This is a genomic window from Streptomyces sp. NPDC023541 (assembly GCF_055559995.1).
Map to the genome: position 1 here is coordinate 208372 of NZ_JBVHJO010000010.1, position 17608 is coordinate 225979.

A 17608-nucleotide genomic window follows, 5' to 3' on the forward strand; every position below is an offset into this window, starting at 1 on the left:
GTGGTGGCTGGGCACGGACGGGAGTGGTGTCAGCGGCCAGCCCGCAGGTGGATGTCCTGGGTCCAGGCGTTGGAGCGCCCGGAAGGGGTGGTCTTGCACGCGGTGGCGTAGCAGCGCCAGAACCAGTTGCCGTTCTTCCGCCGCCGGATCTCGATCTCCGTGCCCCGGCACCGGCCGCACTTCGGCGGGCGGGCGAAGATCTCCGCGTGCTCGTGCGCGAGCAGCTTGCGGGCGAAGTACGCGCCGCGCATCGCGACCATCACCTCCCGGGTCCAACTCTGGGACAGGGCGTTCAGGCTGCCGAGCAGGACGGTCCGCTCGTCGAAGACCGCGATCTTCTGGTGCATGACGTTCATCGGGATCACGGTGTGGGCCACCGCGCGCAGGTCCGTGATCAGCGACTGGCTCGCGGGCTTGCGCTGCAACTGGTCCGTGTCGTCGCGGATGAAGACGGTGATCCGCACGCCCCGGTCGGCGGCGGCAGCCAGGGCGGGCAACAGGGAGCGGAGCCGCTTCGCGACCCACGGCGCCCAGAGCCACAGCGAGTGGCGTGCCTGAAGGATCTCCTCCGTGAAGGTGTCGTAGAAGGTCGTCTCGTCGTCGACGTCGGTCACCTCCACGTGCCGGCCCAACACCTCCGCCAGGGCCGTGCCGAACTCGCCGCGGAACGGCACCGGGGCCTTCGGCGGGGCGATCAGGTGCTTGGCCTTCAGGACCCGGACGCCCGGGGATCCGATCAGCGCGGCGAGCCGGGCCAGGGCCGTTCCGGGCTTGGCGTTCCTGACGCGGGCCCCGCCGGCGACGACGTACAGCCGGGCCTTCGTCCGGGTCACCGCCACGTTGAACAGGCGGACGCCGTTGCGGTGCCAGGCGTCCGCACCCGGCTGCCGGTGGGCCAGAGCCATCCACAGCTCGCGGCTGTCCCCGCTGCCCTCCACCGTATCGAAGACGACGACGTCGAACTCCCGGCCCTGGAACCGGTGGGCCGTACCGACCTCCGCGAGCGGACGGCCTGCGCCTTCGACGTCGCGCAGTGCCTCCAGGGTGGCCTCGGCCTGGACGCCGTACGGCGTGACGATGCCGGCCTCTTCACCCTGTTCGCGGTGGAGTTCCACCAGGGCCCGGGCGATGAGGGAGCCGGCCGGCCACCACCCCTTGCGACTGCCGGTCAGGTGGGCGCGGGCCAGCTCGTGCAGGCCGTCGGTGTCGATGAGGACGATCTCGGGGTCGTTGTCCGGCCGTTCCCGCAGCACCTGGGAGCCGCCCGAGAGGACACCGCCGTACGCGAGGTCGTTGGCCAGTCGCATGACGGCGGGGCCGAAGCGGTGCTGTTCGGTGAGCGTGACGCAGGACGGGTGCGCCTGGGCGTCGGCGGGTTCATGGATGCCGCAGTGCTGGAAGACGTCCGGGTGCAGCCACCGCTTGATGTCGGGTCGGTCGTTGTTGCCGAGGGCCGGCGGGATCACCGGCCCCAACTGCATGAAGTCCCCGAGCAGGACGGCCGCTCGGTCCGCTTTGCCGGTGGCGAGCAGGACCTCGGGGAGGGTCGCGGCACCCGCCTCGTCGACGAGGACCACGTCGTACGGCCCCTCGAAGACCGCTCGGTTGGTGCGGAACCGGGCCAGCGTGGTGGCGACCAGCTTGGCGGACTTGATGATCTCGCCCTGGGCGTTGCGGGCCAGCCGTTCGTACTCCTCCTGCGCCTGCTGGTACTGCTTCTCCAGCTCCGGGCGGCGGGTGCGGTCGGCGGCCACGGCAGGGCGCAGCCGTTCGGCCCGGTCGTGCTGGGCACGGCGCGCGAGCGTGCGGAACTCCGGCGCAGCCAGCTGTTCGTGGCCATGACCCGGGCCCGTGACCTGCTGTGGCTCGGCAGCGTCGCCGACCCGCCGGCGCGGTGATCCCCGTGTGATCGTTCCGGTGCGGGCCGGCTGTGGCTGCGGGCATGCTCGGACCGGGCCCTCTCCTTCACAACTTCCGCCGCCCGAAGGACGGATGGTCGTCGGTGGAGACGACGGGCCGGCCCGGCGGCCGGCGCACGAGCTCCAGGGCGTGCACCGGGAACGGGTGAACCTCGTGGTGCCCGGACTGACAGACCGCCGTGCGGCCGTACCGGACCTGCGGTACGGCCGCACGGCGGCGCTCGGACCTGGAGTCACTGGAGAGCGCGGGCGCCGAGCAGGGTGAGGGCTTCGGCCGTCGGGGTGCCGGGGGCGGCCTCGTAGACGATGAGCTGCTGGCCCGGGGCGGCGCGGACGTCGAAGGACTGGTACGTCAGGGTCAGGGGGCCTGCCACCGGGTGGTGGAGGTGCTTGGCGTCCCGGGTCTTGGCCAGGACGTCGTGGGTGGTCCACAGGCGGGCGAAGTCCGGGCTGTGCGTGGTGAGGGTACGGACGAGGTCGCGCAGGCGGGGGTCGTCCGGGGCGATGCCGGAGGCCTCGCGGAGGTGGCCGGCCGTGGCCCGGGACGCGGAGGCCCGGTCCGCGTAGAAGCGGCGGCCCGCCGGATCGAGGAAGACCATGCGGGCCAGGTTGTCCGCCGGCGCGAACGGCGCATGCAGGGCCAGGGCGCAGTCGTTGGCCGCCAAGACGTCCAGGGCGGCGTTGACGACGAACGCCGGGAAGGCGGGGAAGCCGTCGAGGAGTCGGCGCAAGGCCGGGTCGACCAGGTCGGTGGCCGGGCGCTCGGCCGGCGGTGAGCCGGCCAGGCGGTGCAGGTGGGCGTGGGCGTCGGGGCGCAGCCGCAGGGCGCGGGCGAGCGCGTGGAGGACCTGCGGGGAGGGGTGGCGCTCGCGGCCCTGCTCCAGGCGGGCGTAGTAGTCGACGTTGACGTCGGCCAGGACGGCGACCTCCTCGCGGCGCAGGCCGGCGACCCTGCGCACGCCGTGGCTCGCCATGCCGACGTCCTGCGGCCGCAGGGCCGCCCTGCGCGCGCGGAGGAACTCTCCGAGGGCCCTGTCCGTCGTGGTCGTGGTCATGGCCACAGGTTAGGCCGCGGGGCTGCGCCGTGCCCGGGTGTGCCGCACCCGGGCAACTCGCGCCCTGGCCGGCCGTCTTCGGCGCGCGAAGACTCGGTCGGGCAGGACGGACCTGCGCCCGTGGTCGAGGAGTAGGGCAGGCATGAGGAACGAACCCAAGGTCGTGGCAATCACCGGGGCGAGCAGCGGGATCGGGAGGCGACCGCACGGCGGCTCGCCGCCGACGGACATCGGCTGCTGCTCGGGGCGCGGCGCGCGGAGCGGCTGGAGGCGCTGTGCAAGGAGATCGGCGCGGCGGGCGGGACCGCGGCGTTCCGGCGGCTCGACGTCACGGACGCCGGGGACGTACGCGGCTTCGTGGCCGCGGCGGGCGAGCGGTACGGGCGGGTGGACGTGGTGGTCAACAACGCCGGCGTGATGCCGCTGTCGCCACTGGACGCGCTGGAGGTCGAGGAGTGGGACCGGATGATCGACGTGAACGTACGGGGAGTGCTGTACGGGATCGCCGCCGCGCTGCCCGTGATGCGCGCCCAGGGTGCCGGGCACATCGTGAACATCGCCTCCGTGGGTGCCTATGAGGTCTCGCCCACCGCCGCCGTGTACTGCGCCACCAAGTTCGCCGTACGGGCGATCTCCGAAGGGCTGCGGCAGGAGTCGGGGGGTGGCGTACGGGTCACCCTCGTGTCCCCGGGGGTGACCGAGTCCGAACTCGCCGACCACATCTCCGATCCGGCTGCGAGGGAGGCCATGAAGGCCTACCGCGCCGTGGCGCTGCCGGCCTCCGCCGTCGCGGACGCCATCGCGTACGCGGTGTCCCAGCCGCCGGAGGTCGATGTCAACGAGCTCGTCGTGCGTCCTGTCGCGAGCGTCCGATGACCGCCCCGGGAGACTGCGACCGCCCGGTCCGGCGGCTGCGCGTGCTGGAGGACAAGGAAGCGCTGCGGGGGCTGCTGGTCCGGGGGTGGCGGGCGCTGGACCTCAAGGACTGGCGGACCTGGATCGAGTGCTGGGCCGAGGACGCGGTGCTGGAGTTCGGTCCGTGGGGTGAGATACGAGGCAGGGAGGCGATCCGGGCGAAGGTGGAGGAGGCGGAGGCGTCCTTCCCGAGCATGCAGCACCACATCCTCAACACGCACTTCGAGGTGGACGGGGACCGGGCGGCCGGCGTCGGCTACATGTGGTTCGTCGCCGTCACGGGCGAGGCGGCGAGGTCCGCGCCGTACTCCATGGGAGGCCCGTACGACTGGGAGTTCCGCAGAGGCACGGACGGCGGCTGGCGTCTGACCCGCCAGCGGCTCGGCGTCCGGTGGACCGCGGGGGAGGACTCCGGTCCGGAGGCCTTCCGGTAGGTCAGGCGTGTCGATCTCGTGGCTCGGGCGAGCCCGACAATGGTTCCCCAAGCACAAGAGAGCAGGTAACCGTTGATGCATGCGCACTCCTACCCGCCCGCCGACGACCCGCTGTTCGGGACCGTCACCGTCGAACTCGACCACGAGGCGGGGACCCTCGCCGTGCACGGCGAGGGGATACCGCGGGTCGAGATGAGGCGGACGGGCGCCGCGGCGGCGGAGAGCCATGTGCCGATCGGGACCCGGGACCCCGAACGCCTGGCGATGGAGGTCGGGGGAGCGGAGGTGGAGCTGCGGCCCTCCAAGGGGTTCCTGACCCGCACGTCCTACCGGGTCGACGTCGGCGACCACCGGTTCGTTCCGGTCTCGCTCGACGGCAGCCGGCTGTCGCGCGGCGGTGCGGTACTCGGGGTGTTCGTCTCGACCGGGGACGGGCGGGTGACCGCCGAGTGGGGGGACGTGCAGCCGGAGGGGTACGACGCGGCCGTCGGGTACGCGCTTGCCGCGGCGTTCGGGACCGGCGCCGAGCCGGCATGGAAGCTCACCGTGGACGCCGTACTGGAGGCCATGCCCTGAAACCGGAAATTGGCCACCTGTTCACCGCTCCTATTGAGTGCGGCGGCGGCGCGGATATCGTGGCACGAGGTATCCGTGAACCGACTCCGCATCGAGGGAAACCATGAGCCAATCAGGGCGAACGGCAAGGCCGCGGCATTATCTGATGTGCCGTCCGCACTATTTCGACGTTCGGTATTCGATCAATCCGTGGATGGACCCCACGAAGCCCACGGTGACGGAAACCAGCCTTTCCCAGTGGAAGCGGCTGCACGACCTGTTCGTCGAGCTCGGGCACCGGATCGACCTGATCGAGCCGGTGCCCGACCTGCCGGACATGGTGTTCGCCGCCAACGGGGCGACCGTGCTGGACGGGCGGGTGCTGGTCGCCCGCTTCCGGCACGACTACCGGGCCGGGGAGTCGCCGGCGTACCTGGACTGGTTCGCGGAGCGGGGGTGGGGCGAGGTCCGGCAGGCGGAGTACGTGAACGAGGGCGAGGGCGACTTCCTGCTCGTCGGCGACACCCTCCTGGCGGGCAGCGGGTTCCGCAGCGACCCGCGCTCGCAGCGGGAGGCGCAGGAGTTCTTCGGGCGGCAGGTCCTCGGGCTGACGCTGGTCGACCCGCGGTTCTACCACCTCGACACCGCGCTCTCGGTCCTCGACCGCGACGAGGTCATGTACTACCCGGCGGCGTTCTCCCCGGAGAGCCGCGAGGTGCTCGCCGACCGGTTCCCCGACGCGGTCCTGGCCGAGGAGGCCGACGCGGTGGCGTTCGGGCTGAACGCCGTCTCCGACGGCCTGCACGTGGTGCTGCCCGAGCAGGCGCGGGGGCTGGCCGCCCAGCTCGCCGAGCGCGGGTTCGAGCCGATCGGCGTCGACCTGTCCGAGCTGCTCAAGGCCGGCGGCAGCGCCAAGTGCTGCACGCTGGAACTGCGTCCGGCGCCGGCCGCCGACCGACCTGGCCGGTCGTAACCGCCGCTTTGCGCTCGCCGCCCTATCCGCTTCCCGGGTGCGCTTTCAGGGGCGCGGGGCTCTCGATACCGCCTTCGCCCGCATTCGGCCGGCGAAATGCACGGAACCGCCGCGGGGTCGTCCTGTCGACAGGACGACCCCGCGGTCGCATTTCGGAGGCGCCGTGAATGATTATGCGTTCCGGCGGATGATTGGGAATGTGCCTCCCGCGGAATTCCCGTGCCGCGATCCCGCGTGCCGCGCGCCGGAGCGAGCCGGTCCGCCTCTTCCGGGTCTGTTCGGACACGGCCCGCCGCGGCACGGCACGGCCGCGGCCGCGGCCGCGGCCCCGCTGGTTCCGCAGTGGCACCCGGAGGCTCCGGCCTGCCGGCATCAGTCGAGTAGTGGCGTCACTTGGCTCAGCTTGGCTCCTTAGTGGCACACGCTCTGACCTGCATCTTTGTAAGTGGTGGCACATGTGGCGCCAGATTGGCTCGCCATGGCGCCATATGTGTGTCATGCTGTGGGACATGGACCTCAGCCCCTATGTCGCAAGTCTTCGCCGCGAGCTCGCGGTGGCCGCCGAAGCGGGCGGCGAAGAAGCCCGCGCTCTCGCCGAGCGGCTCACCGCCCCGCTAGAGTCGGCAGCCAGGCTCACCCTCCTGACCGCCCTGTCGGACGCCATGGGCGAGGTCACCCGGGAGCTCGCTCCCGGTTCGGTCGACGTGAGGCTACGGGGGCTCGAACCCGAGTTCGTCGTGACCGCCCCGCCGAAGGAAGAGCCCTTCGAGGCGGGCGGCTTCGACGAAGCGCCCGCCGCCGCCCTGCCCGCCGTGCCGCTCGCGCCGGAAGGGGAGGACAGCAGCACCGCACGCATCAACCTCCGACTCCCCGGCCACGTCAAGACGCGGGCCGAACAGGCGGCGGCGCGTGAGGGGCTCTCCCTCAACGCCTGGCTCGTCAGGGCGGTTTCGGGCGCCCTGGAGACCGGCGGCGCCCGGCCGGCGGCCGAGACGCAGGCGCCCCGGCGCGGCAGCGGCAGGCGGAGCTTCACCGGCTGGGTGAGCTAGGGCGCACCGGGCGACCCGGTGCCGCAGGGGCGGCACCGGGGCACACGACACCGGCGTACGGGAGCCCACCACTCCCGCGTCGTCTTCACGTCCCCGGAGCGGGGGCGACCACCAGACCCACGAGGACGGGACAGCCATGCCTTCTTACGCGACCGAGGGACCCATCACCGCGACCATCCACGTCGAGGTCGGAGTCGCCCGCATCAGCGCCACGGACCGCACCGACACCGTGGTCGAGATCCACCCGCGCACCGCCGGGGACAAGGACGACCAGCGCGCCGCCGAGGAGACGAAGGTCGACTTCACCGACGGGAACCTGACGATCCGCACCCCGAAGGCGCGCGGCCTCTTCAGCGCCCGCGGTTCGGTCACCGTCGACGTCGCCCTGCCCGAGGGCTCGCGCCTGCTCGGCACCCTGGAGATGGGCGACATCACCTGCAAGGGAACGCTGGGGGAGTGCGAGGTCCGCACCAGCGCCGGCTACATCCGCCTCGACCAGGCCGGCCCGGTCAGGCTCAAGACCCAGCACGGCGACATCCAGCTGGACTCGGCGGCCGGCGACGTCGACATCACCACCGGCTCGGGCGAGGTCCGGGTCCGTGCGATCGGCGGCGACGCCGACATCAAGAACTCCAACGGCAACACGTGGCTGGACGACGTAGCGGGCGATCTGCGACTGAAGGTCGCCAATGGAAACATCACCGTCGGCCGGGCGCAAGGGTCCGTGTCGTCAAAGAGCTCGAACGGCAACGTACGCATCGAGGAAGTGGCGCGCGGCACCGTCGAGCTCCAGACTAAAGCCGGCAACCTCGAAGTCGGGATCCGCCAGGGGACTGCCGCCTGGCTCGACATCAACTCCCAGTCCGGGACGGTCTACAGCACCCTCGGATCCGCCGAAGGCCCCACCGAGGGCGCGGAGACCGTCAAGGTGCACGCGAGGACCAGCCTCGGTGACATCACCATCCAGCGTGCGCACGGCGCCTGACGTCAGAGCTCTGCCTCGCAACAGCTACGAAATGGAGGGGGCACGATGAGTGCCGCGACCGAACAGATGGCCCCGCCCAGGGGAATCAGCGCAGTCGGCCTGCGCAAGTCGTACGGCGAGAAGCTCGTACTCGACGGGATTGACCTGCACGTGCAGGCGGGCACGATCTTCGCGCTCCTCGGTCCGAACGGTGCGGGGAAGACCACCACCGTCCAGATCCTCTCGACGCTCATCTCCGCCGACGGCGGCGAGGCGACCGTCGTGGGGCACTCGCTGGACCGGGACGCGGACGCCATTCGTGCCAAGATCGGTGTCACCGGACAGTTCGCGGCGGTGGACGGGCTGCTGACCGCCGAGGAGAACATGCTCCTCATGGCGGACCTGCACCACCTCGACCGCGCGGAGGGCAAGCGCCGCACCGCCGAATTACTCCGGCAGTTCGAACTCACCGAGGTCGCCCGGAAGATGGCCTCCACCTTCTCCGGAGGCATGCGCCGCAAGCTCGACCTGGCGATGACCCTCGTCGGCAACCCCAGCCTGATCTTCCTCGACGAGCCGACCACCGGCCTCGACCCGCGCAGCCGCCGCACCATGTGGCACCTGATCCAGCAGCTCACCGCCCAGGGCGTGACCATCTTCCTCACCACGCAGTACCTGGAGGAGGCCGACCAGCTCGCCGACCGGATCGCCGTCCTCGACAAGGGCAAGATCGTCGCCGAGGGCACCGCGGACGAGCTCAAGCGCCGGATCCCCGGCGGCCACATCCGCCTCCAGTTCTCCGACGTGCTCAGCCTGGACGCCGCCGCCCGCCGCCTCGCCCTGGGCCCCGGCGCCCGCGACGAGGAGAAGCTCACCCTGCAGATCCCCAGCGACGGCAGCATCCCGGCGCTGCGCTCCGTACTCGACCTGCTGGAGAGCGCCGGAGTCGAGGCGGACGCGCTGACCGTCCACACACCCGACCTGGACGACGTCTTCCTCGCCCTCACCGGCGACGGCTCCCGCCACCACGCCACCACCGTTCCCAGCCCCGCCGACGCGGTGAAGGAGGCCCGGCGATGAGCACGACGTACGCAATGCGCGACTCGATGACGATGCTGCGCCGCAACCTCAAGCACGCCCAGCGCTACCCCTCGATGACGATCTCGATCGTCGCGATGCCGATCCTGATGCTCCTGCTGTTCGTCTACGTCTTCGGCGGCGCGCTCGGCGCCGGCATCGAACTGCCGGGCGGCGGCGCGGGCGACCGCGGCGACTACACCAACTTCGTCGCCCCCGGCATCCTCCTGATGGCGGCCACCGCCGGCGCCGTCTCGACCGCCGTCTCCGTCTGCACCGACATGACCGAAGGCATCATCAACCGCTTCCGGACCATGTCGATCTCGAAGTCCTCCGTGCTGACGGGGCACGTCGTCGGCAACGTCATCCAGACCATGATCAGCCTGGTTCTCGTCATCGGCGTCGCGCTCCTGGTGGGCTTCCGGCCCAACGCCACCTTCGTCGAGTGGCTCGCCGCCCTCGGCATCCTCGCCCTGCTCGCCTTCGGCCTCAGCTGGCTCTCCGCGGCCATCGGCCTGGGCTCCAGCAGCGTCGAGGCGGCGAGCAACGCCCCCATGCCTCTGACCTTCCTGCCCTTCCTCGGCAGCGCGATCGTCCCGCCGGAGTCCATGCCGGTCGGCCTGCGTTGGTTCGCCGAGTACCAGCCCTTCACCCCGATGACCGACACCCTGCGCGGCCTGCTCATGGGCACGGAGATCGGCAACAGTGGCTGGCTCGCGCTGGGTTGGGGCGTCGTCCTCAGCCTCCTCGGCTTCCTGTGGGCCCGCTCGGCCTTCAAGCGCGAGGCGAAGATCTAGGGATCCGCTGCACCCGCCGAAACGTGAACGGGGCCGCCCGGCCGAAGGCCGGGCGGCCCCGTTCTTCGTGCCGGCTGTCCCGTCGACGGGACAGCCGGCACGGACAACGGGACGCGATGGCCGAAAACGCAAGCGGTAATCGCTCACCAGTACCGCCGCGGCAGAGCTGTACCGGCATTCCTTGCCTCGCCCATGGGCCACTCCTACGATCAATCCGGAAGGGCGGGGAAACGAATTCACGGCTGATCCGGTCCGGCCCCCTGTGCCATTGAATCCGGCACCGCATTCCACATTCCGTTTCCCTCTCCGTGCTTCCCGCTTCCGTCCGACGAAACACAGAGGGGCCATGGTCATGCACACCCGCAGCCACGCAACGGAAACCGCCGCCGGACTGGTCGTCGAAAGCCCCTTCATATGGCGGGCCAGACGGCCCGGACACCGTCACCAACTGGTCTGCTTCCCCCAGGCGGGAGGCGGCGCCGGCGCCTTCAGCGACTGGGTGCACCAGCTCCCCGCCGACATCGAGGTCGTCGCCGTCCAGCTGCCCGGCCGGCAGAACCGGATCCTGGAGGACCCCGCCACCGAGGTCGGCCCGCTCGTACGGACGCTGGCGCAGGCCCTGCGGCCCGTACTGGACGGGCCCTTCTCCTTCTTCGGCCACTCCTGCGGGGCCCTGCTGGCCTTCGAGCTGGCCCTGGCCCTCCAGGCCCGCGGCGGCCCCCGCCCGGCCCACCTCTTCCTCTCCGGCCAGGCCTCGCCCGTGCCCTTCCGCGACCGCCCCCAGCTGCACGGACTCTCCGACGAGGAGTTCCGGGCCGAGGTGCTGCGGCTCGGCGGCTTCGACGAGGAGCTCGCCGAGGACGAGGACGCCATGGAGGCCCTGCTGCCGCCCGTCATGGACGACTTCACGCTCTGGGAGCAGCACGCCATGCCCGTCGACGCCCGCCTCGACGTCCCCATCACCGCCCTCGTCGGCGCGTCCGACAGCAGGGCTCCTCGCGGCGAGATGGAGACCTGGGGCGCCCACACGGACACCGCGTTCGACCTGCGCGTCTACCCCAGCGGGCATTTCTATCTCTTCGAGCCCGGACTGAGCTCCGAGCTGCTCGAATTCATCGCCGGAACGGTTCTGGACTCATAAGCTCCCGATGGGCAGTGCCTGTATGGCAGCTTTTTCGGGTTGCCGCGCCACCGGCCCGGCTGCGCTTAATTGAGAAATCAAACCCACGAGATCCCGGTCTTCATGTCCAACCATTGGGGGATGGTCGCTTTGTGCTCGTTCCATGACGCGGCGGTGCCGGTGGCGACGATTCCTGAAATGTTCGAGAAGCAGGTCGTCGCCTCACCGGACGCCGTCGCCCTCGTCTTCGGCGAGACGTCGCTGACCTACCGCGAACTCGACGCCCGCGCCAACCGCCTGGCCCGTTTCCTGGTGGCGCGCGGCGTCGGGCCCGAAACGGTCGTGGGCGTGGCCCTGTGGCGCTCGCCGCAGCTGTGGACCGCCGTCCTCGCGGTCCTCAAGGCGGGCGGCGCCTACCTTCCCATGGACGCCGCGTACCCGGCCGAGCGCCTGCGCTACATGGCGCAGGACTCCGGTGCCCGCCTGGTCCTGGCGGACACGCCGACCGGCGGCGAACTGCCCGAACTGCCCGCCCCCGTACTGCTGCTGGACACCCAGGAAACCCTCACGGCGGTCTCCCGCGAGGCCGCCGGGCCGCTCACCGACACCGACCGGATCCGCCCGCAGCGCGTCGCGCAGACCGCGTACGTCATCTACACGTCGGGCTCCACCGGCCGGCCCAAGGGCGTCGCCGTCACCCACAACGGCCTCGCCCCGCTGCTCGCCACGCACGTCGAACAGCTCAAGGCGGGGCCCACGAGCCGCGTGCTCCAGTTCGCCTCGCCGAGCTTCGACGCCTCGGTGTGGGAGATGTGCATGGGCCTGCTCTCCGGGGCCGCCTTCGTGCTCGCCGACAAGGAGGAGCTGGCCCCCGGCGACCCGCTGGCCGCCACCGTCGCCCGGTACGGCGTGACCCACCTGACGCTGCCGCCCCCGGTGCTCGCCGCGGTCCCGGCCGGCGCGCTGGCCGGCGTCGAGACCCTGGTCGTCGCCGGAGACGCCACCACCCCCGAGCTGGTCGCCACCTGGTCGGCCGGCCGCCGCATGATCAACGCCTACGGGCCCACCGAGACCACCGTGTGCGCCACCATGAGCGCGCCCCTCGCCGGTGACGGCCGCGTACCGCCCATCGGAGGCCCGATCACCGACACCGGCGTGCACGTCCTCGACGACGGACTGCGCCCGGTGGACGCCGGGGTGATCGGCGAACTGTACGTGTCGGGCGCCTCGCTGGCCCGCGGCTACCTCGGCCGCCCCGACCTGACCGCGCAGCGCTTCGTGGCCTGCCCCTTCGGCGGGCCCGGCGCGCGGATGTACCGCACCGGCGACCTCGTCGAACGGACCCCCGACGGCACCCTCGTCTTCCACGGCCGCGCCGACACCCAGGTCAAGATCCGCGGCATCCGGATCGAACCCCTGGAGATCGAGGCGGTCCTCAGCGCCCACCCCGGCGTCGCCGACGCCGCGGTCCTCCCCCACGAGCAGGCCGGCGGCCGCAGGCTGGTGGCGTACGTCGTCCCCGCCGCCTCCGGCCGCCCCGGCCACGGGCGCCCGCAGGGCAGCGGCTACGGCAGCATCGCCCTCGACTCCGGCTTCGGCGCCGGTGAGCTGCGCGCGTACGCCGGCCGCCACCTGCCCGACCACATGGTCCCCGCGGCCTTCGTCCTGCTGGACCGGCTGCCCCTGACGCCGAACGGCAAGCTCGACAAGGCCCGCCTGCCGGAGCCGGAGTTCAAGGCAGGCACCTACCGGGCCCCGCGCACCCCGCAGGAGGAGATCCTCGCCGAGCTGTACGCGAAGGCCCTCGGCCTCGGCCAGGTCGGCATCGACGACGACTTCTTCACCCTCGGCGGCGACAGCATCCAGTCGCTCCAGGTCGTGTCCTGGGCGCGGGCCCGCGGCCTGGTGGTCACCGCCCGCCAGGCCGTCGAGCACCGCACCGTCGCGCGCCTCGCCGAGATCGCCGCCGCGAACGGGCGGGGCGACGCCACCGGAGCCGTCCTGGAGGAGCTCGACGGCGGCGGCACGGGCTGGATGCCCCTGCTGCCCGTGGCCCGCTGGATCCGCGACTGGGGCCCCGGCTTCGACCGCTTCCTCCAGGCGATGGTGCTGGAACTGCCCGAGGACATCGACGCGGCCGGCCTGGCCGCCACTCTCACGGCCGTATTGGACCGCCACGACCTGCTGCGCTCCCGCCTGGTGCCCGCGCACGACGGTGACGCCGACACCGACGGTCTGCTGGTCGCGCCCGCCGGCTCCGTGGCCGTGGACCCGCTGCTGCGCCGCGTCGCGTGCGACGGCCGCTGGGACGACGCGTCCTGGCGCACCCTCCTCCTCCGTGAACTGGACGAGGCCGCCGCCCGGCTCGACCCGGCCGCGGGCGTGGTCGCCCAGTTCGTCTGGTTCGACCCGGCCTCCGGCGAGGGCGGCCCGGGGCGGCTGCTGCTCGCCCTGCACCACCTGGTCGTGGACGGTGTGTCCTGGCGCATCCTGATGCCCGACCTCGCCTCCGCCTGGCAGCAGGTCCGTGCCGGCCGCCCACCCGAACTGCCGCCCGTCGCCACGTCCATGCGCCGCTGGGCGCACGCGCTCGCCGACGAGGCGCAGCGCCCCGGGCGGGTCGCGGAGCTCGACCTGTGGCGGTCGGTCGTCGAAGGCCCCGACCCGCTGCTCGGCGCCCGCCGCCTGGACCCGGCCGTCGACGTACGGGCCCGCGTGCACACCACCCGCGTACAGCTTCCCGCGTCCGTCACCGAGGCCCTGCTGACCGACCTGCCCGCGGCGTTCCGCGGCGGCGTCAACGACGGGCTGCTGGCGGCGCTGGCCCTGGCCCTCGCGCAGTGGCGGCGCACCCGGTCCGTCGACGAGACCTCCGCACTGATCCGCCTCGAAGGACACGGCCGCGAGGAGGCCGCCGCGTCCGGCGCGAGCCTCGCCCGTACCCTGGGCTGGTTCACGACCGCATTCCCGGTACGCCTCGACCTCGCCGGGGTGGACCTCGACGAGGCCTTCGCGGGCGGGCCGGCCGCCGGCCTGGCCGTCAAGAAGGTCAAGGAACAGCTCCTGGCCCTCCCCGACAAGGGCATCGGCTACGGTCTGCTGCGCCACCTCAACCCGCGGACCGCCGCCGTCCTGGAGCAACACCCCGTCGGCCAGGTCGGCTTCAACTACCTGGGCCGTTTCTCGTCGGACGCCGACATGCCCGCCCAGCTGCGCGGACTGGGCTTCACCCGGGCGCCCGAGGCGGCGGCGATCGCCGAACTGGCCGAACTCGACGCCGCCCAGGACCCGCGGATGCCGGCCTCCGCCGAGCTGGACGTCAACGCCTCCGTCGACGACCGGCCCGCCGGACCCGTGCTGAACGCCGTGTTCAGCGCCCCCGAGGGGGTGCTCGGCCCGGCCGAGGTACGGGAGATCGCCGACCTGTGGCGCGCCGCCCTGGAAGGACTCGCCCGGCATGCCGCCGAGCCGGGCGCGGGCGGGCTCACCCCCTCGGACCTGCCGCTGGTGACGGCGAGCCAGCACGACATCGACGGCTGGGAACGGCGCTTCCCCGGCCTGACGGACGTCTGGCCCACCACCGCCCTCCAGTCGGGCCTGCTCTTCCACTCGATCTTCGAGGACTCCTCCTTCGACGCCTACCAGGTGCAGTACGCACTGCACCTGTCGGGGCAGGTCGACCCGACCCGGCTGCGCGCGGCCGGCCAGTCGCTGCTCGACCGGCACGCCGGCCTGCGGACCGCCTTCGTGCACAACGCGTACGGGGACCTCGTCCAGCTCGTCCTCGACACCGTCACCCTGCCCTGGCAGGAGCTCGACCTGTCCGCCCTGGACGAGGCGGAGCGCACGGACGCCTTCGAACAGTTCCTCGCGCAGGACCTGACCACGCACTTCGACCAGGTCGCGCCGCCGATGCTGCGGATGACCCTCGTGCGGACCGGCGCGCGGACCCACGAACTCGTCCTCACCGCCCACCACGTGCTGTTCGACGGCTGGTCGGTGCCCCTGCTCATGCAGGATCTGCTCACCTTCTACGGATCGGCCGGCCGGGCCACCGGGCTGGAACCGGCCCGGAACCACCGGGACTTCCTCGCCTGGCTCGCCCGCCAGGACCGCGAGGAGTCCGCACGGGTCTGGCGCGAGGAGCTCAGCGGCGTGGGGGAGCCGACGCTGCTCGCCCCGCTGCTCCCCGCGCCGGAGGCCGCCCCCGCCGGCGGATCCCCGGAACCGGCCGAGGACATCGCCATGCGGCAGGCGGAGGTGCCGCTGCCCGTGGAGGCCTCCCGAGACCTCCAGCGGCGCGCGGCGGACCTGGGCGTCACCCTGAACACGGTGGTCCAGGGCGCCTGGGCGATGTTGCTGGCCCAGCTCACCGGCCGCCAGGACGTGGTCTTCGCGTCCACCGTCGCCGGCCGGCCGCCCGCCCTGCCCGGTGTGGACTCCACGGTCGGCATGTTCCTCAACACCCTCCCGGTACGAGTGCGGTGCGCGCCCGCGGACACGGTCGCCGAGCTGCTCACCGCGCTCCAGGGCCGGCAGGCCGCGCTCATGGACCACCACCACGTCGGCCTCGGCGAGATCCAGCAGGCAGCCGGCGTCGACTCCCTCTTCGACACGATCATCGGCTTCGAGTCCTTCCCCATGGACCGGGCCGGCATCGTCGAGGCCAGCCGGCTGGCCGGGATCTCGATCACCGGCATCCGCTCCTTCACCGCCAGCCACTACCCGGTGACGGTGCTCGCCTTCATCGAGCCCGACCGGCTGCGCCTGGCGGTGCAGTACCGGCGCACCGTGCTCGACCCGGCCGCGGCCGAGTCCCTCGCCGTACGCTTCGGGATGGTCCTGCGGCAGGTGGCCGAGGACACCTCCCGCCGGGTGGGCACCGTGGAGGTGCTGGAGCCCGCCGAGCGCGACCGGCTCCTGCACGGCCCCGCCACGACGGGAGCGCCCGAGGACGACACGGCCGCCGGGGCGGATACGACGGTCCCCGCGCTCTTCGAGCGCCGCGCCGCCGACACCCCCGACGCCGTGGCGGTGGCCGACGGCGGGCGGTCCCTGACCTACCGGGAGCTCGACGAGCGGGCGAACCGGCTCGCGAAGGCCCTGACCGGACGCGGGGCCCGCCCGGAGACCCCGGTCGCCGTGGCCCTGCCCCGGTCGGCGGAGCTGGTCGTCGCGCTGCTCGGCGTACTGAAGTCCGGGGCCGCGTTCCTCCCTCTCGACCCGCGGCACCCGGGCGAGCGCCTCGCGCGGGTCCTGGCCGACGCGCGGCCGCTGCTGGTACTCACCGACGCGGACACGGCGGCCGCCCTGCCGGACACCGGCGTCCCCGTCCTCACTCCGCAGGACGCGGGCACCGGCGACGGCGGACCCGCCCCGGCAGCGTTCCTCCCGCGGGCCGGCTCGCTCGCGTACCTCTCGTACGCCTGCGGGAGTTCGGGCGGGCCGACGGGTGTGGAGACCACCCACGGCAACCTCACCGGCCGGGTGCCCGGGCTGCTCGCGCGGCTCGGCCCCGCGGCCGGCCGGCGCCTGCTGCTGGGCGCCGACTCCGACACCGCGCTGCCCGTCGCGGAGATCGTCGCCGCGCTCTGCGCGGGCGGCGGTGTCGAAGTGCTCCCCGACGGCGCGGCGGCCACGGGCGGGGTGCTCACCACGACCCCCTCCGCCTGCGCCGACCTGCTCGACGAGGCCGTCGACGACATCGCCGCGGACACCCTCCTGCTCTCGGGCGAGCCGCTCCCGGCCGCGCTGGCGCTGCGGGCGGCCGCAGCGGCCCCCGGGGCCCGCCTGGTCAACGTCCACGGGCATCCCGAGACCGGCCCCGCCACCGCGTACTCACCGCCGGACGGCGAGCAGCCGCCCGGGACCGGGATCGTGCCCGCGGGGACGCCGCTGGCCGGAGTACGCGCATACGTCCTCGGCGCGGGCCTTGCCCCCGTACCGCACGGCGCGGTCGGGGAACTGTACCTCGCGGGCGGCGCTCCGGCCCGCGGCTACCGGGGCCATGGCGCCCTGACCGCCCAGCGGTTCGTCGCCGACCCCTTCGGGCCGCCCGGATCGCGGATGTTCCGCACCGGCGACCTGGTCCGCCGGAACGCCGACGACCAGGTGGAGCTCCTGGGCCGCACCGGTACGGAGGCGGCCGTCCGCGGTACGCGGATCACCCCGGCCGAGGTCGAGGCCGTCCTCACCGGGCACCCCGGAGTGGAGCAGGCCGTCGTCGTCGTCCGCGGGGGCCACGGACCCGGCGGGACCGCCCAGTCGGTGGGCTACGTCGTGCCCCCCGACGGCTACGGCGTGCCCGACCCCGCGGCCCACGCCGACCGGGTGCGGGCCCACGCGGCACGGGAGCTGCCGGCGGCCCTGGTCCCGGCGGTCGTCGTGTCGCTGGAGCGGCTGCCGCTGACGCCCGACGGCGGGACGGACCGGGCGGCACTGCCCGAGCCGGAACCGCCCGCCCGCCCCTACCGGGCGCCGCGCACCCCGCAGGAGGCGGCCCTCTGCGAGCTGCTGGCGGAGGTGCTCGGCGCCGAACGGGTCGGCATGAACGACGACTTCTTCGAACTGGGAGGCAACTCCCTGCTGGCGACGCGGCTCACCAGCCGCATCCGGAAGGTGCTCGGGGTGAGCGTGCCCCTGCGGTCGATCTTCGAGTCCCACGCAATTTCAGAACTTTCGCGCACGGTCAAGAACGCAGGCACGTCGAGCCGGCCTCGACTGCGCAAGATGGACAGGAGTGGACAGTAA

11 protein-coding genes and 1 pseudogene are annotated in these 17608 nt (G+C 72.9%); 10 read left to right on the forward strand and 2 right to left on the reverse strand.

Features of this window, described 5'->3' with window-relative positions; translation table 11 throughout:
• Nucleotides 1-29: 29 nt before the first annotated feature.
• Complete coding sequence (locus ACZ3X1_RS25180) at nt 30-1754, reverse strand: DEAD/DEAH box helicase (protein WP_467281042.1); 1725 nt, start codon at nt 1752-1754, stop codon at nt 30-32.
• A gap of 398 nt (nt 1755-2152) precedes the next feature.
• Nucleotides 2153-2974, reverse strand: a complete 822-nt coding sequence (locus tag ACZ3X1_RS25185) for a helix-turn-helix domain-containing protein (protein ID WP_467281043.1) — start codon at nt 2972-2974, stop codon at nt 2153-2155.
• A gap of 142 nt (nt 2975-3116) precedes the next feature.
• On the opposite strand from ACZ3X1_RS25185, the pseudogene ACZ3X1_RS25190 reads away from it, so the two are divergent.
• The 10 genes and pseudogenes from ACZ3X1_RS25190 (at nt 3117) to ACZ3X1_RS25235 (ending at nt 17608) form a co-directional block, all read left to right on the forward strand.
• A pseudogene (locus ACZ3X1_RS25190) lies at nt 3117-3850 on the forward strand (SDR family oxidoreductase).
• The gene (locus tag ACZ3X1_RS25195) at nt 3847-4323 is read left to right on the forward strand and encodes a nuclear transport factor 2 family protein (RefSeq protein WP_467281044.1); all 477 of its coding nucleotides are present in this window, start codon (nt 3847-3849) and stop codon (nt 4321-4323) included. The pseudogene ACZ3X1_RS25190 and the gene ACZ3X1_RS25195 overlap by 4 nt, the downstream one beginning before the upstream one ends.
• A gap of 75 nt (nt 4324-4398) precedes the next feature.
• Nucleotides 4399-4899: a hypothetical protein gene (locus ACZ3X1_RS25200; RefSeq protein WP_467281045.1), complete on the forward strand. Its 501-nt coding sequence runs from the start codon at nt 4399-4401 to the stop codon at nt 4897-4899.
• Between the two features lie 103 nt (nt 4900-5002).
• Nucleotides 5003-5851 (forward strand): dimethylargininase, encoded by an 849-nt coding sequence (gene ddaH, locus ACZ3X1_RS25205; RefSeq protein WP_031154391.1) that lies wholly within the window; start codon nt 5003-5005, stop codon nt 5849-5851.
• A gap of 509 nt (nt 5852-6360) precedes the next feature.
• Nucleotides 6361-6900, forward strand: coding sequence for a toxin-antitoxin system HicB family antitoxin (locus ACZ3X1_RS25210; protein ID WP_356811705.1), 540 nt, complete (start codon nt 6361-6363; stop codon nt 6898-6900).
• Nucleotides 6901-7036: 136 nt separating this feature from the next.
• Entirely contained in the window at nt 7037-7885 is an 849-nt protein-coding gene (locus ACZ3X1_RS25215) for a DUF4097 family beta strand repeat-containing protein (protein WP_356811706.1), read from the forward strand.
• Between the two features lie 45 nt (nt 7886-7930).
• Nucleotides 7931-8944 (forward strand): ATP-binding cassette domain-containing protein, encoded by a 1014-nt coding sequence (locus ACZ3X1_RS25220; RefSeq protein ID WP_467281046.1) that lies wholly within the window; start codon nt 7931-7933, stop codon nt 8942-8944.
• Nucleotides 8941-9738, forward strand: a complete 798-nt coding sequence (locus ACZ3X1_RS25225) for an ABC transporter permease (RefSeq protein ID WP_467281047.1) — start codon at nt 8941-8943, stop codon at nt 9736-9738. Before ACZ3X1_RS25220 ends, ACZ3X1_RS25225 begins: the two co-directional genes overlap by 4 nt.
• 352 nt (nt 9739-10090) lie before the next feature.
• Complete coding sequence (locus ACZ3X1_RS25230; RefSeq protein WP_467281048.1) at nt 10091-10879, forward strand: thioesterase II family protein; 789 nt, start codon at nt 10091-10093, stop codon at nt 10877-10879.
• A 177-nt stretch (nt 10880-11056) separates the two neighbouring features.
• Nucleotides 11057-17608, forward strand: coding sequence for an amino acid adenylation domain-containing protein (locus ACZ3X1_RS25235; RefSeq protein WP_467281049.1), 6552 nt, complete (start codon nt 11057-11059; stop codon nt 17606-17608).